Annotated in this window: 15 protein-coding genes and 2 pseudogenes; 7 read left to right on the top strand and 10 right to left on the bottom strand. The window is 74.0% G+C overall.

What is annotated here, in order from left to right:
• Positions 1 to 252: 252 nt before the first annotated feature.
• The gene (locus ACFY15_RS17055) at positions 253 to 5,076 is read right to left on the bottom strand and encodes a hypothetical protein (protein WP_390825710.1); all 4,824 of its coding nucleotides are present in this window, start codon (positions 5,074 to 5,076) and stop codon (positions 253 to 255) included.
• A gap of 20 nt (positions 5,077 to 5,096) precedes the next feature.
• On the opposite strand from ACFY15_RS17055, the gene ACFY15_RS17050 reads away from it, so the two are divergent.
• Positions 5,097 to 6,569: an esterase/lipase family protein gene (locus tag ACFY15_RS17050; RefSeq protein ID WP_390689590.1), complete on the top strand. Its 1,473-nt coding sequence runs from the start codon at positions 5,097 to 5,099 to the stop codon at positions 6,567 to 6,569.
• 406 nt (positions 6,570 to 6,975) lie between these two features.
• Here ACFY15_RS17050 and ACFY15_RS17045 read toward each other — a convergent pair whose 3' ends face one another.
• Positions 6,976 to 7,131 (bottom strand): hypothetical protein, encoded by a 156-nt coding sequence (locus ACFY15_RS17045; protein ID WP_390689589.1) that lies wholly within the window; start codon positions 7,129 to 7,131, stop codon positions 6,976 to 6,978.
• Between the two features lie 427 nt (positions 7,132 to 7,558).
• Between ACFY15_RS17045 and ACFY15_RS17040 the strand changes: the two genes are divergently transcribed.
• Positions 7,559 to 9,448, top strand: coding sequence for a M1 family aminopeptidase (locus ACFY15_RS17040; RefSeq protein WP_390689588.1), 1,890 nt, complete (start codon positions 7,559 to 7,561; stop codon positions 9,446 to 9,448).
• A gap of 60 nt (positions 9,449 to 9,508) precedes the next feature.
• Here ACFY15_RS17040 and ACFY15_RS17035 read toward each other — a convergent pair whose 3' ends face one another.
• Positions 9,509 to 10,024, bottom strand: a complete 516-nt coding sequence (locus tag ACFY15_RS17035) for an HIT family protein (RefSeq protein ID WP_390689587.1) — start codon at positions 10,022 to 10,024, stop codon at positions 9,509 to 9,511.
• Between the two features lie 382 nt (positions 10,025 to 10,406).
• Between ACFY15_RS17035 and ACFY15_RS17030 the strand changes: the two genes are divergently transcribed.
• Positions 10,407 to 11,609: an enoyl-[acyl-carrier-protein] reductase FabV gene (locus tag ACFY15_RS17030; protein WP_390689586.1), complete on the top strand. Its 1,203-nt coding sequence runs from the start codon at positions 10,407 to 10,409 to the stop codon at positions 11,607 to 11,609.
• On the opposite strand, the pseudogene ACFY15_RS17025 reads toward ACFY15_RS17030, so the two are convergent.
• From ACFY15_RS17025 to ACFY15_RS17010, 4 genes and pseudogenes are all read right to left on the bottom strand, one after another.
• A pseudogene (locus tag ACFY15_RS17025) lies at positions 11,561 to 11,953 on the bottom strand (SAM-dependent methyltransferase); the annotation flags it as partial. The gene ACFY15_RS17030 and the pseudogene ACFY15_RS17025 sit on opposite strands and share 49 nt — an antisense overlap.
• A 64-nt stretch (positions 11,954 to 12,017) precedes the next feature.
• Positions 12,018 to 13,121 (bottom strand): zeta toxin family protein, encoded by a 1,104-nt coding sequence (locus ACFY15_RS17020; RefSeq protein ID WP_390689585.1) that lies wholly within the window; start codon positions 13,119 to 13,121, stop codon positions 12,018 to 12,020.
• Between the two features lie 35 nt (positions 13,122 to 13,156).
• On the bottom strand, positions 13,157 to 13,402 hold the full coding sequence (locus tag ACFY15_RS17015) for a hypothetical protein (protein ID WP_390689584.1): 246 nt from the start codon (positions 13,400 to 13,402) through the stop codon (positions 13,157 to 13,159).
• 249 nt (positions 13,403 to 13,651) lie between these two features.
• Complete coding sequence (locus ACFY15_RS17010) at positions 13,652 to 14,164, bottom strand: VOC family protein (protein WP_390689583.1); 513 nt, start codon at positions 14,162 to 14,164, stop codon at positions 13,652 to 13,654.
• A gap of 72 nt (positions 14,165 to 14,236) precedes the next feature.
• Here ACFY15_RS17010 and ACFY15_RS17005 point away from each other — a divergent pair, with 72 nt between their 5' ends.
• Positions 14,237 to 14,509 carry a hypothetical protein gene (locus tag ACFY15_RS17005; protein WP_390689582.1) on the top strand — a complete coding sequence of 91 codons (273 nt, stop codon included), beginning with the start codon at positions 14,237 to 14,239 and terminating at the stop codon, positions 14,507 to 14,509.
• A 77-nt stretch (positions 14,510 to 14,586) separates the two neighbouring features.
• Positions 14,587 to 15,384 (top strand): ABC transporter permease, encoded by a 798-nt coding sequence (locus tag ACFY15_RS17000; protein ID WP_390825739.1) that lies wholly within the window; start codon positions 14,587 to 14,589, stop codon positions 15,382 to 15,384.
• A gap of 27 nt (positions 15,385 to 15,411) precedes the next feature.
• Here the strand turns inward: ACFY15_RS17000 and ACFY15_RS16995 are convergent, their stop codons facing one another.
• Positions 15,412 to 16,641 (bottom strand): cytochrome P450, encoded by a 1,230-nt coding sequence (locus tag ACFY15_RS16995; protein WP_390689581.1) that lies wholly within the window; start codon positions 16,639 to 16,641, stop codon positions 15,412 to 15,414.
• Positions 16,642 to 16,839: 198 nt separating this feature from the next.
• A complete protein-coding gene (locus ACFY15_RS16990; protein WP_390689580.1) occupies positions 16,840 to 18,630 on the bottom strand; it encodes a hypothetical protein in 1,791 nt (596 codons plus the stop codon).
• A 118-nt stretch (positions 18,631 to 18,748) separates the two neighbouring features.
• Here ACFY15_RS16990 and ACFY15_RS16985 point away from each other — a divergent pair.
• A pseudogene (locus tag ACFY15_RS16985) lies at positions 18,749 to 18,976 on the top strand (hypothetical protein); the annotation flags it as partial.
• Positions 18,977 to 19,357: 381 nt separating this feature from the next.
• Here the strand turns inward: ACFY15_RS16985 and ACFY15_RS16980 are convergent.
• Positions 19,358 to 19,864 (bottom strand): MarR family winged helix-turn-helix transcriptional regulator, encoded by a 507-nt coding sequence (locus ACFY15_RS16980; protein WP_390689579.1) that lies wholly within the window; start codon positions 19,862 to 19,864, stop codon positions 19,358 to 19,360.
• A 109-nt stretch (positions 19,865 to 19,973) separates the two neighbouring features.
• Between ACFY15_RS16980 and ACFY15_RS16975 the strand changes: the two genes are divergently transcribed.
• Entirely contained in the window at positions 19,974 to 20,324 is a 351-nt protein-coding gene (locus tag ACFY15_RS16975) for a DUF1330 domain-containing protein (protein ID WP_390825709.1), read from the top strand.
• Positions 20,325 to 20,451: the final 127 nt, after the last annotated feature.

Genomic DNA, 20,451 nt, shown 5'->3' with positions numbered 1-20,451 from the left:
GGTGTGGTGCCCGCTCGTGAGCGGTGCTCATGAGCGGGGCCGATCGGCTGGCCGACTGGCCGACTGGTCGGCTGGTGCGGGATGGACGGGTGGGCCGGCGGTGCGTGACGGGCCGGGGGCTTCCGCGCGGAGTTCCGGTCCGTGACACATGCCGAACGATCATTTTCATGCGCGGATACGACTGAAGCGACAGGGTTGCGGTGGTCCACGGGGGCGCACGAAGGAGCACGGGGGCGCACGCGGGGGCGGTGGTCAGGCTCCGCCCCTTCCGCACCGGGCGAGGTCGAGCTCCACGGCGGCCGCGCCGGCGTCCCCGGCGAAGGAGAGGACCACGCAACCGTCGGCCGCCGCGGGGTGTGCGGCGAGGCTGCGCACCGGGCTCCCCGTGGCGAGGAACAGGCGGCACCGGCCGGTGGCGGCGTCCCACACGCGGACGGTCCCGTCGGCCGCTCCGGCGGCGACCAGGCTGCCGTGGCCCTCCGTGCTCCACGCGGCCAGGGCCCGTACGGCCGTCGTGTGGCCGGTCAGCGGTGTGCCCAGCGGCCGGTGTTCCAGCAGGTCCCACAGGCGTACGGTGCCCGTGTCGCCGCCGCTGGCCAGGTGCGGCGGGAGGCCGCCGAGCGGCCGGGGGTTGAGGGCGACGGCGTGGAGCAGGCCCTGGGCGCAGCGCAGGGGGGCGCCCCGCTGCCCGTGTTCCGCGTCCCACAGGCGCACGGTGCCGTCGGAGCCGGCGGAGGCGAGCCAGTCCCGGCCCGTTCCGTCCTGGGCGGCCGCGACCGCCCACACCCGCATGCCGTGGCCGCTCCACTTCCGCAGCGGGCCCGGGCGGTCCAGGTCCCACAGCCGCACCGTGTGGTCGTCCCCGCCGCTCAGCAGCAGGTTGCGGCCCTCCGCGGTGGTCCATGCGGCGAGGGAGCGGACGTGGTCGACGTGCCCTTCGAGGGCGTCGGGCAGGACGCGCCGGGTGTCCGCGTCCCACAGCCGGATGGTGTGGTCCGTGCCCGCGGCCGCCGCCAGGACGCGGCCCCGCCCGCGCCGGGCCCAGGCCAGGGCCGTCGCCGGCCGGCCGGTGTCGATCCTGGCGACCGTGTCCCCCGTGTCGATGTCCCGGACGTCGACGTGCGGGACACCGCCGCTCAGCGCGAACCAGGACGGGCCGTGCACGTCCCCGGCGTCCCGCGTCAGCAGCGTTCCGCCGGTCGGAGCGGCCGCTGCCGGTGCGTTCGCGGCGTCCAGTGCGCGGCGCAGGGCCTCCCGGTTCCACAGGCGCAGCGTGCCGTCCGCGGAGGCCGAGGCGAGGACGCCGGTGTCGGGGGAGGAGACGGGGCTGAGCGCGGTCACCGGGGCGGTGTGCCCGCCGAGCAGCCCGGGGGGCTCCTGGACGGCGGTGTCCCACACGGCGATGTCGTTGCCGGTGGCGGCGGCGAGGAGGTGGCGTCCGTCCAGGGTGAGGGCGGCGAGGCCGGTCACCGGCCCGGGGGCGCCGGTGAGGGGGGAGCGCGGCCCGTCGGCGCCCCAGAGGGTGACGCTGCCGTCCGCGTGGCCCGCCGCGACCGTCCCGGTCCGGGTGGTGGCGGCCAGCACCCGTACGGGGGCCGGCAGCTCGAACCGTGCCGCCTCGGCCCGGGAGGCGGTGTCCAGGAACGCCAGCTCCGTCCCGTCGGCGACGGCCAGCAGGGGCGGGCCGGGCGGGTCCTCCACCACCGCCAGGGCGACGGCCCCCGTACGCGGTACGTCCCCCGGCAGGGTCAGCAGTTCCTGCGGCCCCATCCGCTCGTTCCACCAGACCAGCTGACCGTTGCCGTTGACGCTGAGCACGGCGAGCTCGTGCCCGCTGTCGCGGTACGCGCACACGTCGGCGATCCATATCCCGCCGGGCCGGTGCACCTGGTCGACGAGCCGGCCGGACGCGGGGTCCCGCAGGCGCACGGTGCCGTCCGCACTGCCGGACACGAGCAGGGGGGACTGCGCCGGGCGCGGGGCGAGGAGCAGCCGGCGGACGGCCCCGTCGTGGGCGTGGATCCGCTCGCGCAGCGCCGTCCCCTCGACCGCGTCGAGGAGTTCGATGCCGCCGTTCTCGTCGCCCGCCGCGAGGGCCGCGCGTCCGTCGGGCGCCGTCAGTGCCGCGAGGGAACGGACCGTGCCGCCGAGGGTGGCCAGGACGTTGACGGCCGGCGCCCACTGGGACCACAGCACGCTCAGCGGCGCCCCGGAGGGGGAAGGAGGCGCCGCCCCGGTCTCCACCTCGGGCATCGGCGGGCGCGCCAGACCGGGGAAGCGCAGCGCCGCGTACGCCAGGTGCAGGCTGGCCAGGCGCGAGGGGTGGTCGTCGACCCGGTGCAGGTACGGCTCCACCGCGGCCCACGCCTCCAGCCAGAACCGGCCCTCCTGTCCGCGGCCCGGCCCCAGCAGGCCGCGGACGGGGCTCCCGGTCAGCCACGGCAGGACCTCCGGCGGCACGTGCGCGTCGTCCAGGACGCCGCCGAGGCGGGCGTGGTGCGCGAGGTACCGGCGCACGTACGGGTGCGGGGCGCCGTCGGCGGTTCCGGCGGCGTCGGCGGCTCCCGCGGTGCGCGGGGCGGCCAGGTCGGCGAGCGCCCGGGCGATGCGGGCGTGCACGGCGGCGTCGTCCTCGTGCACGTGCGCGTACGGGTCCTGCCGGTGCGCGTACGGGTCTTGGTGCGCGCGGTCCGCTGGGGGACCCGTACGCGCCGCGGCCGTATCGTCGTCGGGCCCGTCCTGGGCACTTGTCATTCCCATCCCCCCGGCAGGTGCGGCGCCGGCGGCGGGCCAGGCGCGCAGGACCGCGGCCAGCCGCTCGTGCGCCGGCCGGTAGACCCGCTGGTCCTCTTCTACGTCATGGGTGAGATACCCCGCCAGACGGCCTCCCAGAAGCACCGGGATCTTGCCGTCGGCGTCCGTGAGGGGCCTGCCGAGGACCGCGGAGGCGACGGCCGGCCACACCTCGCCCCAGGCGACGCCGCGGCCCCGCGCGAACGCCGTCGCCCGCAGCAGGGCCAGCGCCTCGTCCGCCGCCAGGCCGTCCTCGGCCGCCCCCGCCAGGTCGGCCTCCAGCAGCCCGGTCGTGCCCTCGCCCAGTCGCGCCAGCCAGTCCGCGTCGGCCAGCAGCCCCGGCCCCCCGGCGCGCAACTGGCCCGCCGCCACGCGGGCGTCGAGGAAGGACCGTCCCGCCGCGCCGGCCACCGTCCGCCCCACCTCGTCCAGGTCGCGGCCCGCCCAGAGGGTCTCCCCGTTCAGGAGGGCCCGTACGTACCCCTCGACGTCCGTACGCATCTCCGGGCCGTCCGTGCGCAGCACGGCCGCCCCGCCGAACGCCTCCCGCAGCCGGCCCAGCAGGTCCTGTCCGTCGCCGTCCGGCGCCCCGCCGGCCGCATCGCTGCTGCGCACGGCGACGAGCAGCCGCACCCGGCCCCGGCCGGGCCCCGGCCGGGCACCGCCCGGCGACGGGGCGGTGCCGGTGGGTGGGTGGCCGGCGGGCGACGGGCCGGTGCCGGCCGATGGGGGGCCGGCCTGCGACGGCTCGTGGCCGTCCTGCGGATCCCCGGCCGTCGGTCCGTTGCCGTCCGGCGGATCCCCGGCCGTCGGTCCGTTGCCGTCCGGCGCATGCCCGGCCGGCGACGGCTCCCCGCCGCCGTGCGGCCGTTCGGCCTGTGGCGGTACGGTGCCGCCCGGCGCGGGGCCGGCCAAAGGGACCAGGACCTGGTGCAGGACCGCCGCCGGGTCGGTCGCCTCGTCCAGGGAGTCGACCACGATCGTGACGGGGCGGCCGGTCGCTCCCAGGAACCTCCGCAGCCCCAGCTGCCAGCGGCCCAGCTGGTCCCTGCCCGCGGGGTCGGGGGTGGCTCCCAGCTTCTGCGCGATGGCCTTCAGCAGCCCCAGGGCCTCCCGGTTGCGCGCGGTGACGGCGATGTCCACGGCGCCCTCGTCCGGGACGGTCTCCGGCGGGCAGTGGCCGACGGCGGCCTCGAACAGGGCGGACCGCCTGAACCGCGCGTCGCTCAAGGTCACCGCGCGGCCCAGAACGGCCGACTTCCCGCTCGCCGTGATGCCGGTGATGACCAGTACCCCGGCCGGACCCGCCAGGAAGGAGACCACCGAGGCGTTCAGGTCCCTGCGGCCCGAGAAGTACCAGCCGGTGTCCTCGGCGCCGGTGCGGCCGCTGGCCTTCTCCAGCCAGTGCTCCAGGTCCTTCGGGGCCGTCGCCACCTCCTGCCGGCCCTCGTCCACCACGGTCGGTTCCGGCCGGTACCCCGGGTTCGGCAGGGCGGACGTCGGCACGTGCAGGCTGCCGGCCAGCAGCGGGCGGCAGTCGACGGACAGGGGCCGGCCGAGCTCCGCGCCGATCGCCTGCGCCGCCCGGGACAGGGCCCGGCTGAACTCGCCCATCGTCAGGTGCGGGCGGGCGATCCCGCCGGCCGTGGCCAGCCACTCGTGGGCCCTGCGCAGGACGAGTGCGAACTCCCCGCCCAGTACCTGCGTCTTGGGCGCGGCGGTGGTGAGCACGTTCAGGGTGGCGGTCCGGGTGCGCCCGGCGGACAGGTCCCGCGCGAGTTCCAGCAGCTCGCCCCCCAGGTCGGCGGACTCGCACATGTTGACGATCACCAGGACGTCGCGGGCGTACGAGTCGAGCGCGGCGATGACGATCTCCGTCGTCCGCAGGCCGGTCGCCAGCAGCCGGTCGGTCCTGGTCTCCCGCAGGACCGCGAAGTGCTTGGCCGAGGGCGAGGTCAGCCCGTGCCCCGTCACGTACAGCACCACGGGGACGTCCGGTTCCGCCCTCCGGATCCCCGATTCCTCCAGGAAGCGCTCGACGGCGTGCCGGTCGGCCACCGGCCGCGTCGGTGCCACCTTCACGAAACCCGGGCCGTCCGGCGGCGGCCGTTCCCACCACAGGGCCACCGCCTCCAGCTGGGCGCGGAAGGACTCCCGCAGCGCCGTCGTACCGTCCTCCATCGGCAGGACGAACAGCGTGCCCGCCGGTGGCGCGGCCACCGCCGGTGGCGCGGCCGCCTCCACCGCACCGGCCAAGCCGATATCGCCCCGCTGCCCGTCCACGGTCCCTATTGTTCCCTCCCATGAACGAGCAGCAGAACCGGCCCCACGCCGGGGAGTTACCGGAGTACGTGACCCAGGACGCGGTCGTCGTCGTCCCCGGCATCATGGGCAGCACCCTCTACGACACCACCAGCCACCAGGAGGTCTGGGGCATCGGCGGCATCTCCTGGCTGCTGAAGGCCTGGACCACGCCCTCCGGACTGAAGCCCCTGGCCATGACCGAGGACGAACTGGAGGGCAAGACCGGCCGGATCGCGGCGACCGGCCTCCTGAAGCACTCCGCGTGGACCCCGTACCTCGCGGGCAGCGAGCCGTACACCGACCTGGTCGACGCGATCCGCACCAGCGTCGCCGACGACGCCGCGATCCTGGAGTTCGCCTACGACTGGCGCCTGCCCGTGGCCGCGAACGGCCGCCTCCTGGCCGACGCCGCGCGCCGCCACCTCACCGACTGGCGAGCCCACCCCGCGCACACCGAGGCCCGCCGCCACCGCACCGACCAGCGGGAGGGGAGGCTCGTCTTCGTCGCCCACTCCATGGGCGGGCTCGTCACCCGCGCGGCCCTCGACCCCGGCTACGACGGCGACCTCCAGGCCGACACCCGGGGCGTGATCACCCTCGGCACGCCCTTCCAGGGTTCGGTGAAGGCGGCGGTCATCCTCGCCACCGGCCGAGGCGCCCCCGTACGGCTGCCGCACCGCAAACTCCGGGCGATCTGCGCCACCATGCCGGGCCTGCACGACCTGCTGCCGCAGTACCGAGGCCTGCGCGCGGGGGACGACGTACGCCATCTCACGCCGAGCGACGTCGAGTCGATCGGCGGCAGCGCGGAACTGGCCCGCAGCGCGGCCCGTTTCCACTACGGCCAGCAGCACATCGCCCTGCCCGGCCACCGCTCGGTCGTCGGCGTCAACCAGCCCACCTGGCAGAACCTGACCATCACGGCCGGCACGGTGGAGGCGCACCTCGACGGGGCCCGGCAGAACTCCGACGGCACCTTCATCCGCGACCGCCACGACCGCGTCCGCTACTTCCAGGTCCACGGCGACGGCACCGTCTACAAGGAATCGGCGATCCTCACCGACATCGTCACCCACCTCCCCCTCCAGCACGGCGACGTCGCCAGGGCGCGCACGGCACTCGACGCCGTCACGGAGATCCTGCGCGACGACATCAACCCCGGCCCCCCGCAGGGCGAGGCCGGCTGCGGGCTGACGGCGCCCGACCTCGTCGAGGCCGGCCGTCCGTGGAAGCTCCGCCTCACCGGGGTCGACTCCCTCGCGTCCCTGACCTGCCGCCTCACCGACCTCTCCCACCCCGACGACCCCGTGCCGCTCACTCCGGCCTGGGAGGACGGCGTGGCCACCGCCCGGGCGACCGCCCCGGCCCCGGGCCTGTACCGCATCGAGGTCCGCACCCAGGACGGCTTCGACATCACCCAGCTGGTCATGGCCACGGAACCGGGCCAGGAGGTGGCGGAGGCGGACGACTGATCCGCCCGGCGGTGGAGCGGTGGGTGCCCCGGGGCGGCTTCCGCCGGAACACCCACCGGACTGTCGGGGCCCGTCGGCGACCCTTGCGCGGGGGCGACGAGCAGAGTTCGAACGCTAGTACCGGAGCGAAATGTTCCGACCGAAGTGGAGGCGAAGTGGCCGGAACATGGCATCAAAGTGCCCTCCGGCGGGCCCGGGCTGGCTGATACGCGAGAGGGAGACGGGGACGTTTTCGGCCGCCGTGGCGCGGACCACGACGGCAGCCCCGCCGGACCGCACGACGTCATCACGCCGTCGATCCGGCCTGCTGTACCGAGGAGCTCGTGCAAGCGGGGCCCGGTCGTCGACCGGGACGGAGCCGTGCGCGTGCGGCAGCCGGAACGCCTCGTGCGTGCGGCCCTGCCGCTCACGGACGGACGCCGGCCGGTCCGACAGCGAGGTCCGCCAGGGCCTGGGCGCGCACGGCGTTGGTGTGGCCGAGGGTGAGGAGGCGTTCGACCTGGTCGGGCGGGGCGCACTCCTGGTGGGTGCGGGTCCGCCGGTCGAGCAGGGCGGCGTCCATGGGCCGCACCCTGGTGACCTGCCCCTCGACGTGATCACGGGGTGCCAGTGGAGGCCGCGGCGCCTTCCCGGCCGCTCGGCGGGGCCGTCCGGCCCCCAACCGGCCCGGGCAACACCAACAGGTGGTTTGCCGGGTCCGTCGTGGCGGTGTCGGCGCGCCTCCGCAAGGGTGGGGCGTCCGGCGCCCGCAGAATGCCGTCCCGAGGACGAAGGGCGTTGCCGGGCAACGCTTTACCCGCTCTGGATGGCATGTTCCGGTCAATACTGCCAGGCTGCGTAGCGGTGTCCCCCGACCCGGGGGCACAGCACGTCTCACCACAGCGCCCGCGCGAGCGGTGCGCCCCCGCGGCCGTCCGCCGGCGCACCCGGCCGGCGCCGGACGGCCACCGAGCAGGCCGGAATCCCCGGCCGCCGAGAAGGAGTCACGTGTGAGAGGCACCCCCCACAAGGCCGCCGCCGCGTTCCTGAGCACCGTCGCCGCGCTGGCCGCGGCCGCGCTGCTCCCCGCCGCACCGGCCGCCGCCGCGGCACACGCCGCCACCGCCGCCCGCACCACGGCCCCGGCACACCAAGCCGCGGCCTGCACCCCGGCGCAGGTCGTCGCCAACGGCGGTTTCGAGAGCGGTACCACGCCCTGGAGCCAGTCGCAGACCGGCCTGATCACCAACCGCACCGGCCAGAGCGCCCACGCCGGCAGCTACTTCGCCTGGCTGAACGGCGTCGGCACCACGCACACCGACACGCTCTCCCAGAGCGTCACGATCCCCTCCGGATGCAGCACCGCCACCCTCACCTTCTGGCTGCACATCGACACCGCCGAGCGGACCACGTCGGTCAAGTACGACACCCTGACCGCGAAGATCGGCAGCACGACGCTCGCCACCTACTCGAACCTCGACAAGAACACCGGCTACGTCCAGAAGTCGTTCGACGTCTCGGCGTTCGCCGGCCAGACCGTGACGGTCGCCTTCACCGGTTCCGAGGACTCCAGCCTCCAGACCAGCTTCGTCGTCGACGACGTCGCCCTCGACACCTCCGGCGGTACGGTCCCGCCGACGGACTCCACCCGCACCCCGGCCGCGCCCTCGTACACCGTCAACCTCAGCAGCGACGCGAACGGCTTCGTGTGGACCGGCCACGAGACCGCGTCCTTCACCAACGCCTCCGCCACCGCGCTGAGCGAGGTCTACCTGAGGCTCTGGGACAACTACCACGGCAGCTGCTCGGCCATGCCGATCACCGTCACCAACGTCACCGGCGGCGCCGCCGGCGCCCTCTCGGTCGCCTGCACCGCCCTGAAGATCGACCTGCCGGCCCCGCTCGCCCAGGGCCAGAGCGCCACGATCGGCTTCGACCTGTCGATCACCGTACCCAGCGGCGCGGACCGATTCGGCCACGACGGCGCGTTCAGCAACATCGGCAACGCCCTGCCGGTGCTCGCCGTCCGCGACGGCGCGGGCTGGCACCTGGACCCGTACACCAACAACGGCGAGTCCTTCTACTCCCTGGCCGCCGACTTCAACGTGACCCTGGACCACCCCACCGGCCTGCTCGTCCCGGCCACCGGCACCTCGGTGGACACCCCCGGCACCAGCGGCCGCACGGTCACCAAGGCCACCGCCGCCAAGGTGCGCGACTTCGCCTGGGGCGCCGGCCCGTTCACCAGGATCTCGGGAACCTCGGCCGCCGGCACGCCGATCAACATCTACTCCGTGTCCGGCATCAGTTCGAGTGACGCGCAGTCGATGCTGACCACCGCGAAGAACGCGGTCGACGCCCACGCGGCGCGGTTCGGGGCGTACCCGTACGGCGAGCTGGACGCGGTCATCGACAACAACTACTGGTTCGGGGGCATGGAGTACCCCGGCTTCGTCCTCGACCTGGTGAGCACCACGGCCCTGACCCACGAGATCGGCCACCAGTGGTTCTACGGCATCGTCGGCGACGACGAGTACGCGAGCCCCTGGCTGGACGAGGCGTTCACGGACTACGCCACCGACCTGGCCCTGGGCAAGACGGGCACGAACTGCTGGAACAGCGTCTCGTGGGCCTCCTCGGCCGAGAAGATCACCAACTCGATGGCCTACTGGGACGCGAACTCCTCCCGGTACTCGACCGTCGTGTACGGCTACGGCAAGTGCGCCCTGCACGACCTGCGCCGCCAGCTCGGCGACACCGTGATGGCCAAGCTGCTGAAGGACTACGCGGCCGCGCACTGGTACGGCGTCTCGACGACGGCCGAGTTCAAGGCCGCCGCCCAGGCGGTGTCGGCCACCGACCTGACCTCGTTCTGGACCCAGCACCGCATCGAGGGCTGACCCCCACGGCACGGTCCGCCCGGGGGCCGTTCCCCCGGGCGGACCGTCGGCCGGCCCCGGTCAGCCCCGGGGGAGGCGGCCGCGGGCCCGTAGCGCCTCGCGCAGGCGCGCGGCCGTCGCGGCCGACTGGTCCGGTGTGGGCGTCAGGACGCCGTTCTCCGTCATCAGCGCGTGGAACTGCTGCTCCGGGTAGGGAACACCGGGCGGGAGGCCGGCGATGTGCCAGTCGAGGTGCGCGTTGCCCTGCTGGCTGCCGAGCGAGTACAGGTAGGTGCGTTCCGGCCCGCACACCTCCTCCACGGCGAGGGCCACCTCACGGACGCACAGCATCAGCCGGCTGTAGGCCGCCTCGTCCAGGTCGCGCACCACGTGCTCGACGTGCGCCTTCGGCGCGACGAGCACCTTCCCCGGCAGCGTGGGCCACCGGTCGAGGAACGCGATGTGGTCCTCGTCCTCGAAGACCGTCTCGTGCGGGTAATCCGGATCTCCGGAGAGGAACGCGCAGACGAAACAAGGGCCGCTCCGCGCCAGGTTCGTGTACGCCTCGAGATCCATCGGCTGTCGGTCCGTCGTCATACGCGCCCTCCGTCGGGGTGTACGAGTCTGCCGGGGAGCGAACTCCCGAGGGCCCCTCCGCCGAGGGTACGGCGGAGTGGCCGGCGCCGAGTGTCAAGATCGCAAGACCACAAGGACCGTCCGCCAATCTGGGTGACGCACTGTCATGATCCTTCGGCCGTACGGTGGATACGATCCGTGATGACGGACGGACGGACGGACGGACGGGCGGGCGGCCGGAGCAGGCCAGGCCCCGGTGTCGACGGCCCGGTACTGGCCGACCCGGTCACCGCCCCTGAGCAGGCCGTCCGTCGTCATCCTCTACGAGGAGTCCGCCCGCCCGCGCACCACCGCGGGCGGGCGGACTCCTCGCCCGCCTCGCCCCGGACGGAACGGACACCCCGTGAGCCTTCGCCAGATCGAGCCCAAGCAGCGTGGATTCCTCATCGTCAACTCCCACCCCGAAGGCGCCGCCCGGACCGTCCGACGTATGTGGGAGGCGATCCCGGCCCGCACCGACGGCCGCCGCCCGGTCGCACTCGTGCTCGGGCACTCCGCCGGCTACGGGCTCGCCACCCTGCTGGCCGGGCTGCGCCGGCACGGCATCCGCGGTGTGGGCGTCGCCTTCGAGACCCCGGACACCGGCCGCCGTACCGCAGGCGCCGGCTGGTACCGCACGGCGGCCGTCGCCGAACTCGCCGCCGAGCACGGGCACGACATCCGCCTCGTGAACACCGACGCCTTCTCCACCGACGCCAAATCCCAGGTCGCGGACCTGCTGGAGGAGCACTACGGCCCGGTCGACCACGTCGTCTACAGCCTCGCCGCTCCCCGCCGCACCGACCCGGCCACCGGCGAGGTCCACCACTCGGTGATCAAACCCCTCGGCGCCGCCTACGAAGCCCCGGCACTCGACTTCTCCACCGCCGAACCCTCCGTCGCTCACACCCGGATCGAGGCCGGAACCGAGGCGGAGACGCGCGCCACCGTCGCGGTGATGGGCGGCGACGACTGGGCCGCGTGGGTACGCGCCCTGGCCGCCCGGGGGCTCCTGGCCGACGGGTTCACCACCGCGGCCCTGACCTACGTCGGCTCGGAGGTGACCGCACCGGTCTACCGGCAGGGAACCATCGGCGCGGCCAAGGCACACCTGGAGCGGACCGCCCGCGACCTCGACAGCTCACCGCTCTTCAAGGAGAAGAACGGCCGCGCCTTCACGGTAGTGGCCGGCGCGGCCGTCACCCAGGCCTCCACCGCGATCCCCTCCATCGCTCTCTACACCGCCTTCCTCCGCACGGTCCTCGGCGACCGCGGCTTCCGGACGACCGCCGAGCAGGCCGTGGACCTGTGGGACCAGCTCGAAGGCCGCACCCCCCTCGTCCTCGACGACGAAGGACGGATCCGGCTCGACGGCTGGGAACTCGACCCCGGCGTCCAGGACCGGGTCCGGGAACTGTGGGCCGACCCGCAGCGCGGACTGGAGGCCTCCCGCTCCGGCGCCGACTGGTTCATGAGCGAGGTGAGGGCCCTGTACGGCTGGAACGTCGACGCCGTCGACTACGGCCGACCGGTCGAGACCGACGTCCCCTGGCCCACCCTGAGGTGATCCCCGGCCGGCGGCGGCAGTTCGAGGACGAGGAACAGGAAGCAGGGCGTGGTCGACAGGGCCCGGAAGGCGTCGGGGAAAAGCTCCCGGGCGGCCGGATCGGGCTGCGGCTCGCTGATGACGGCGAGCCGGAAGCCTGCCGCGGTGAAGGCCTCGGTCATCGCCTGGACCGACCTGCGCCAGAAGCGCATCGGAACGGTCCGCCCACCGAACGTCCACTCGAAGGCATAGCTGGTGGTCGCGAAGTAGTCGGGTCGCGCCTCGCGGATGGTGTAGGCCGTGATCGGGTGGTCGACCGACACGATCAGCCGTCCGCCGGGCCGCAGCACTCGCCGCAGCTCGGCGGCGACATAGACGACATGTGTGGGGAGCTGTGTGGCGGGGCGGGACCCGCTCGCCCCGCCCGTCTCACAGACCGACGCCTCCGGCGCCGAGCGAGGGGCCCGGACCCGGCGGCTGGGGCGTGGGCGGTGCGGCCACGCCCCGCGGGGGCCGGACCAGGGGGGCCTGGAGGTTCACACCCGGAAGGAACTCGACGCCCCGGCGGACCCGCACCGTGGTGTCGCCCTGCTGGAACGCCTGGCCGGCGGCCGCACCGGCGCCCGCCGGCTGCGGCTCGGTCCGTTCCCCTGCCCGCGGACCGAAATCGCCCCGGTCCGTGGTGATCAGCCCGGTGGCCAGACCCTGCTCCGCGAGCTTCTCCGCGTTCTCCCGGCCGACGGAGTAGCCGCGGCCCGTGCTGCTGTCGGCGTAGAGGCTCCTGATGAACCCCTCCGGCGCCATGCGGCCGCCGTACCAGTCGCGCCCGGCGTCGAACTCGCGGCGGCCGGCCAGCCAGCGGTCGGCGTTCTGCTCCAGGCACTGCTGCTCGGGGACCTCGACCGACAGCAGCACCCGCTTGTCGTAGCCCTCGCGCTGAAGGTCCGCCAGGAGGTTCGAGGTCCACCCCAGGGCCCGGAGGGACTGGTCGTACAAGAGGTTGTAGCCCTCGCTGCGGGCCCACCTCTCGACCACGTCCTGGACGTGGCCCGACTCCCGGTGAACCAGCGAGGCCTTCTCGGACGGGGACAACGGCCGCCCGTCGGAGAGGCGTTCGAGGGCCGCGGGGAGCTCGGGCGCGCCGCCCTGCTCGAAGAGGGCGACCTTGAACTCGTCCGGATCGAGGACGACGTAGTCGTCGAGGTCCACGCCGTGCACGCGGCGCAGCTCGTCACCCAGCGCGGAGTCCTGCGCCTGCCACTGCGGCAGGCTGCGCTGCGCCCTGCCCTTGCCCGAACCGGGCGCGCCGCCCGTGAACAGCACGGCGTGGCCGTCGCGAGGCTTGCCCCGGCACTGGTTCTTGAAGCGCTCGATCACCGCGTCGTGCAGCAGCGCCCGTTCGGGCGTCCACAGTCCCGACGTCTGGTGGCGGTTCTTGGTGTCGAACTCCCCGGCCACCGACAGGTCCCCGCCCGGCCCCATGCGCTGCTGGAGCTCCCGGTAGAGCGGCTCGTACTCACCCGTCACGGGCACGCGTGCTTCCCCCTTGATCGACTTCGGACCGCGGCTCAGAATCCGCGGCGCCGGAGCTGCTCACGGATGACCTCGACGTCCTCGGGCGCGAGTTTCCCGAGCGCCCGGGCCTGCGCCACGACGGCCAGGGTGTTGTCCTGGTGCGTCGGCGCCGTGTGGGCCGGGTCGAACCATTCCTCTTCGAAGTCCCAGGCGGCGATGGCCGCCAGCGCCTCGTCACGGGGGATCTCGCCGGCCGCGTAGCGGTCGATGTAGTCGCGCAGCGATGGCTTGCCGGTCATGACGGCCCCCTCTTCTCTTCGGACGTCACCCTAGATGATCCAGATGATCACACCAAGGCTCCTCCCTGTCCGAAACCGAGCAGGTCCTCGGCAGGTCACCCGGGACGGGCACGACTGGGTGACGGCCTGGACGTCGGACAGGCCGTTCCACATCGCGTGCGGGCCCGGCAACCCGACCGAGGCCCTCACGCCGTTCCGCGCCCGGGCTCCGGCGGGCGCCGCGCAGGTGCGTGGTTCCCGCCCGCAGCGCTACCGGGGGGTGTCGCCGAAGTCGGGGAGGGTGATCGAGCCGTCCTCGTTGAACGGGATCCCGGGGTTGTGCGCGATCTCCCAGGCGTGGCCGTCGGGGTCGACGAAGGCGCCGGAGCGGAACCCGACGGTGTTCACGGCCGCGGGTCTGGTGATCCTCGCGCCGGCCCGTTCCGCCGCCGCGAGCAGGGCGTCGACCTCGGTGTCGGAGCGGACGTTGTGGGATAGGGCGATCCCGCCGAAGCCGGCCGCCCGTCCAGTTGCCGGTCCAGTTCCCGGTCCTCCCGGTCCCGGTCCTCCCGGTCCCGATCCGGGCCCCGGCCCCGGTCCCGGTTCCAGGCCGCATTCCGCCGCCAGTCTGTCGCGGTCCCACAGGACGAGTCCCAGGCCGCCCGCCTGGAAGAAGACGGTCTCCTGGACCTCCTGGCCCCGCCAGCCCAGGGCCCCGTAGAAGGACTTGGCGCGGGCGAGGTCGGAAACCCCCAGCGTGACCAGGGTGATGCGCTGCTCCATGCGGTCACGGTACGCCCGGGAGCGGGCGCGGGGAGGGAGCCGCGGGCCGGCGGCGCAGCCGCGGTGACGGTCGTGCGCAAGGCCGCGCCGCCGGGCACCGCCACGACGCTGGACCCCGAAGGGATCTCCCTGCGCGTGCCCGACGGCAGCTCCTGGATCCCACGCCTGTGCGGGGCCCTGGCCGCCCACGGCATCCCCGTGCACGCCGCCTCCGCGACCCCGCCGACGCTCGACGACGTCTTCTTCCACCACACCGGCCGCAGCATCCAAGGGGCACGCCCCCTCCCGGCGGCCGGCACGGCCGCGACGCACCCCACCACGACGACGAGCGGGGAGGCCCCGTGACCACATCCGCCGTGCGGCCGCCGGACGTTCCGCAGACCCCCTACGCCCCGGGCCCCGACCCCGCGCCGCTCGTCCGCCTGCGCCGCGAACTGCGCGCCGTCCACGCCCTCGTCCACCGCGACCTGCTGCGCCTGGCCTCCCAGCGCCTCCACACCGCGCTGATGCTGACCCAGCCGGTGCTCTACCTCCTGATCCTCGGAGGCGGCCTGGCCGCCCTGATCCCCGACGGGGCCCTGGGCGTCGGCTACCGGACCTACCTGTTCCCCGGCATGCTGATGATGACCGTCCAGACCCCGGCCATCATGGTCGGCATCCGGCTGATCACCGACCGGCAGAGCGGCTACCTGCGCGAACTGCTGATGGCACCCGTACGCCGCTCCACCCTGCTCCTGGGCAGCTGCGCCGGCGGCACCGCGGTCGCCGCGGTCCAGGGCGCCCTGCTGCTCCTCCTCGCCGGGGTGGCGGGCCTGCCCTACGACCCGCTCCTGCTGGCCCTGCTCCTGGCCGGCGTGGTGCTGGTCTCCTTCACCATCACCGCGACGTCCCTGGCCCTCGCCGTGAGCCTGGCCCGCGCCGAGATGTTCCACATGCTGCTCGGCCTGGTGATGACGCCGCTGCTCTTCCTCTCCGGCGGCTTCTTCCCCCTGGCGAACCTGCCGGGCTGGGCCCGCACCCTGGCGGCCTGCAACCCGCTCGCCTACGGCATCGACCTGCTGCGCCGCTCCATCGGGGTCAGGGAACCGGAGCAGGCGGCCGTGGCCGGCATCGAATGGTTCGGCCGCCAGCCCCCGCTGGCCCTCGAAGCGGCGGGCCTCCTGACGATCGGCGTCCTGGCCCTCGTGTGGGCCGCCCACCGCTTCGGCCGCCCCGAGTAGGCGCCCCTTTGCGCGTCCGGACGTCCCCTACGACCCCCCGGGACCCGGGTCGAACGTCACCGGCAGGCTCTCCGGACCGCGCAGCCCGCCGGGCCGCCAGGGGATCTCCTCCGGCCGCACGGCGAGGGCGAGTCCGGGCAGCCGGCGCAGGACGGTCCCGATGGCGATCTCCCCCTCCAGCCGGGCCAGCGGAGCGCCCAGGCAGTAGTGGATCCCGTGCCCGAACGCGAGGTGGGCGTTGTCCTGCCGGGTGAGGTCGAGGCGGTCGGGGTCGGGGAACCGTTCCGGGTCCCGGTCGGCGAGCGCGGAGCCGATCAGCACGGTCGCGCCGCGCGGAACGCGTACGCCCGCGATCTCGACGTCCTCACGGGCGAACCGCGCGATGCCGGGGCTGACCGGGCCGTCGTAGCGCAGGAACTCCTCGATCGCGCCCGGCAGCAGCCCGGGGTCCGAGCGCAGCAGTTCGAGCTGGTCGGGATGGGCGAGCAGGAGGGCGATGCCGCCGCCGATCAGGTTGACCGTGGTGATGTAGCCGGCCACCAGCAGCAGGAACACCATGGCGACCAGTTCGTCCTCCGACAGCCGCTGCTCCTCGTCCCGCGCCGTGATGAGGCCGCTGAGCAGGTCGTCGCCGGGATCCGCCCGCTTGGCGCGGATCAGCCCGGCCACGTACGCGCGCATGTGCTGCCACGCCTCGTCCACCACGGCCGGGTCCAGCGGCTCCGCGCCCCGCCTGACCATGCGGTCGGTCCAGTGCTGGAAGTCGTGCCGGTCGTCCACCGGCACCCCGAGCAGTTCGCTGATCACCGTGACCGGGAGCGGCAGCGCGAAGTCCGCGACGAGGTCGGCGCGCCCGGCGGGGAGGACGGCGTCCAGCAGCCCGTCGGTGAGGGACTGGATCCGCGGCCGCATCCCGGCGACCCGGCGGGCGGTGAACGCCTTGGACACCAGCCGGCGCAGGCGGGTGTGGTCGGGCGGGTCGCTGCGGAGCATGTTGCTCAGCATCGACTCACGCTCCGTCCCGGGCAGCTGCCGCAGCAGGCGGGTGTCCGAGGCGTCCCGTACGTCACTGCTGAGCCGGGAGTCGGACAGCGCCGCGAGCGCGTCGTCGTACCGGGTGACGAGCCAGGCCTCCAGGGCGCCCGCCAATACGACGCGCCGTACGGGCCCCTCCTCGCGCAGCCGCCGGTACAGGGGGAACGGGTCCGCGACGAAGGCGGGGTCGGCATAGGGGAGAGGGACCGGCCGCTCGTTCATGTTGCCTCCCGGGGATGGGGATGTCGTCGGCGCCACGGAGAACGAGCGTGCAACGCCGCCCGGCCGTGACCGGGGCGGCGCGCCTTGTCCGGCGGGGTGAATCCTCCCGCGGCCGGGGGTGGGGTGCCCGCGGTCAGGGTCCCGGTCCCGAACTCCGGACCGGGTTCCGGACCGGGTTCCGTGGGCACTTCGTCGGGGTCAGGGGCAGCCGGGGCCCGTGCCGGGGTTGGTGCAGACGTCGGTGCCGGGGCCGCCGTTGTTGCTGTTGGTGCCAGGGCCGCCGTCGAGGTTGTCGTCGCCGGCGTCGCCGAAGAGGGAGTCGTCGCCGAGCCCGCCGGTCAGGGTGTCGTCGCCGGGGGAGCCGTGGAGGGTGTCGTCGCCGGCGCCGCCCGCGATGCGGTCGTTGCCGGGCCCGCCGGTGATCGAGTCGGCCCCGGGGCCGCCGCACACGAGGTCGTCGCCCGCGCCGGCGTTGATGGTGTCGTTGCCGCCATGGGCGAGGATGACGTCGCGTCCGGGCGTGCCGTTGATCTGGTCGTCGCCGGGGGTGCCGACGATGGTGGGCTGTTCGCCGAAGCAGGTGACCGCGTCGACCGTGGTGGTCTCCGTCGCGGTGTCGTTGCCCGGGGCCGGGTCGGAGACCGCGCCGGCCACGCCCGCCGTGTCGACGGCGGCGTCCTCGGTCGTGGCCGTCGCGGTGATGGTCCGTGCGGCGCTCGCGCCGGCGGCGAGGGTGCCGACGCCGCAGCTGACCACCTCCGGGGAGGTGCCGGCCGCGGTGCACCCGGGGGAGGCGGAGACGAACTGGAACCCGGCGGGGAGGGTGTCCTGGAGGACGACCCCCTCGGCCGTCTGCGGGCCGTTGTTCGTCGCGGTGAGCGTGTACGTCACGTTCTGGCCCTCCACGACGGGGTCGGACCCCGTGTCGGACTTCGCGACGGACAGGTCGGCGCCGGTCAGGTGGAGGTGCCCGATGTAGCCGGCGGTCTCGGCGAACCAGATGTCGCCGTCCGGGCCCTTGGCGATGCCCCAGGGGCCGCGCTCCGAGGAGGGCAGCGGGAACTCGGCGACGACGCCGGACGTGCTGATCCGCCCGACCTTCCCGCTGTTGCGCTCGGTGAACCACAGGCTGTCGTCCGGCCCGGCGGTGATGTCCTGGGGCTGGGGCGCGGAGGCGTCCGAGGGGAGGCCGTACTGGGTGATCGTGCCGGAGGTGCTGATCCGGCCGATCCGGTTGCCGCCGAACACGGTGAACCAGAGGTTCCCGTCGGGCCCTGCGGTGATGTCGGTCGGGCCGCCGCCGCCGGGCACCGGGAACTCGGTGACCGCGCCGGACGGCGTCATGCGGCCGATCACGTTGGCGCCGGTCTCGGTGAACCAGAGGTTCCCGTCCGGCCCGGTGGTGATGTAGGACGGCTGGCCGGAGCCGGCGGGCAGGGGGTGTTCGGTGACGGCGCCGGCGGTGGTGATGCGGGCGATCCGGCCGCCGTTCTGCTCGGTGACCCACAGGGCGCCGTCCGGGCCGGAGGTGATGCCGGTGGGCTCCACGAACTGGTCGGGGAGGTGGTACTCGGTGACCGTGCCGTTCGTGTCGATCTTCCCGACCCGGGAGTCGTAGTGCTGCATGGTGAACCAGACGTTTCCGTCCGGGCCGGTGGTGATGTCGTGCGGGGTGCTGAACTGGCCGGGCAGGGGGTACTCGGCGATGAGGGTGCCCGTCGGGTCCATCCGGCCGATCCTGTTGCCGACCGCCTCGGTGAACCACAGGTTGCCGTCGGGCCCGGTGGTGATGCCGACCGGGGTGCTGGGGTTGGTGACGGGGTACTCGGCGATCCCGACGGCGGCCCGGGCCTGCGGGGCCCCGGCGGTCAGGGGCAGGGCGGCGGCCAGCAGGATGCCGGTGAGCAGGGCCGCCGGTCCGCGGCCCCGGCGGGGCTTCTCCCGCGGGGGTGTCGCCGGCTCTGGAGCGTGGCGGAGGGTGGGAGGCATGGGCGAGCACCTTTCGGTCGCGGGGGAACGCGACCGTGGTACCAAGCCCCGATCGTTTCTTCGCCCGCGGCAGCACCCGCGCCGCCCCCGAACCCCACCGGCATTCCACCCGATCGGAGCCGTACCCTCCGGGCCGGTCCACCTCGTTGCGCCCTCCCGTGCCTGTCCGGACGAACCCGCCGGTGCCTTCGGCCCCGTCGAGGTGCTGCCCTCCGTGGCGTGCGTCGGCGTCTTCCGTTCGGCGGCGCCGGATCCGTCCATGGACGGCTCGGACCTCGTCGGCGCCTGGTTCCAGCCGACACCGGAGGTACCGTCGGGCGAGGACGCCGATCCCGGTCTGCGCGGCAGGACCTTGGCCACCGGGACTGGGCCCGCGATCTCTCGGCCGGTCTACCGTTGGGCCGTGACATGGAGCGAATCGGAGTACGTCGACTGCCTGACGGCCGAGCGGCTTGGCTACGCATGGGTGATGGAGCGCCATGGCGGCTTGCCCACGGAGGAAGCCAGGAAGGCCGCCGTGGAGTGGTATCCGTACGAACCGGCCGGGACGCCGTACCGGGGGCTGGTCTTCCACGACGAGGCGTGGCACTGGGCGATGCTGGCGATCCACGGCGATCAGTACGTCGTGGAGCACCCCGAGCTCGTTCATCCGTCAGCCGACTACGCGGCACCCGTGAACCTGTCGGCGGGCGGCGGTGGGTGGGAGCGTGAGGGCATCCCCCTCCGGCTATCCGGCGCTGCGGGAGCCGGCTTCGAAGGGTACGAGCAGCTTGCGGAGCAGTGAGGCCAGCTGGTGTTGTTCCCGGGGGGTGAGGGCTTCGATGAGTTCGCTCTCGTTGGCCAGGTGGCCTTCGATCAGGTCCTCGGCGATGCGGCGGCCCTCGGCGGTGAGTTCCGTGCGCACCAGGCGCCGGTTGTCCGGGTCGGTCGCGCGGGTGACCAGGCCCTTGGCGACCAGCCGGTCGACGCGGTTGGTGAGGGCGGCCGGGCTGATCATCGCGGCGCCGGCCAGGTCGCTCATGCGGAGGGTGTTGCCGCCGCCCGCGCGCAGGAGCGTGGCGAGGATGTCGTACTCCCACGTCTCCAGGCCGTGTTCGGCGAAGTACCCCTTGATCCCCTGGTCGAGGTGGCGTGAGGCGCGGAAGATCCGCAGGACCACCCCGATCGGCTCGGTGTCCAGCCCGGGGCGAAGGGCGTCCCACTGCTCGATGACCTCGTCCACCGTGTCGCGCATGGCGCCAGGTTAGCAGAACGCTTCGACGCCGAATCGTTTGACTCCGGTGTTGCTGTGGGCTTAGTGTCCTTCAGAAGCTTCGATATCGAAATTTTTGCCATCGGAGTGTTTGACGTCCTGGCTGTGCCCGTCCGGGGTGCGGCGGAGCAACGAGGAGAAGTCCGTGCACTACGTGCTGTTCATCCGTACCGACCCCACGCCCGACACCGCCCTCGGCCACTACCTGGCCCATGTCGGCCCGACGCTCGACGCGTTCGGCGGCCGGCTGCTCGCCTTCGGCGCCCCGACGCGGCTGGAGGGCCCCTCCGCGTACACGAAGACCGCCCTGGTGGGCTTCCCCGCCGAGCAGTCGGCCCGCGACTGGTACGCGTCGCCCGCCTACCAGGAGTTGGCCGCATGGCGCATCGAGACGATGGGTCACGAAGTCGACGTCCAGCTCGTGGCCGGCCTCCCTGGCTGACGGGCACTGCGGCCCCGCCGCGGCGGTTCGCGTCACGGGCTGTGCGCCACCGCCGGCGCGCTTGTCGTGAACCGGCCGCTGATCGTCGGTGTGCGTTGATGCGCGCATGGTCGACCATGACCTATTA

Origin of the sequence: Streptomyces sp. NPDC001373, assembly GCF_042895815.1 — a bacterium.
Classification (GTDB): domain Bacteria; phylum Actinomycetota; class Actinomycetes; order Streptomycetales; family Streptomycetaceae; genus Streptomyces.
The sequence above is the reverse complement of the archived record's forward strand: the minus strand, read 5'-3'. Positions and strand labels throughout refer to the sequence as shown.

Bases quoted from the DNA above. Each gene is read 5' to 3' on its own strand.
- ACFY15_RS17045 (WP_390689589.1), bottom strand. From the start codon at position 7,131: ATGGACGCCGCCCTGCTCGACCGGCGGACCCGCACCCACCAGGAGTGC.
- ACFY15_RS17050 (WP_390689590.1), top strand. From the start codon at position 5,097: ATGAACGAGCAGCAGAACCGGCCCCACGCCGGGGAGTTACCGGAGTAC.
- ACFY15_RS16995 (WP_390689581.1), bottom strand. From the start codon at position 16,641: ATGAACGAGCGGCCGGTCCCTCTCCCCTATGCCGACCCCGCCTTCGTC.
- ACFY15_RS17035 (WP_390689587.1), bottom strand. From the start codon at position 10,024: ATGACGACGGACCGACAGCCGATGGATCTCGAGGCGTACACGAACCTG.
- ACFY15_RS17015 (WP_390689584.1), bottom strand. From the start codon at position 13,402: ATGACCGGCAAGCCATCGCTGCGCGACTACATCGACCGCTACGCGGCC.
- ACFY15_RS16990 (WP_390689580.1), bottom strand. From the start codon at position 18,630: ATGCCTCCCACCCTCCGCCACGCTCCAGAGCCGGCGACACCCCCGCGG.
- ACFY15_RS16980 (WP_390689579.1), bottom strand. From the start codon at position 19,864: ATGCGCGACACGGTGGACGAGGTCATCGAGCAGTGGGACGCCCTTCGC.
- ACFY15_RS17010 (WP_390689583.1), bottom strand. From the start codon at position 14,164: ATGGAGCAGCGCATCACCCTGGTCACGCTGGGGGTTTCCGACCTCGCC.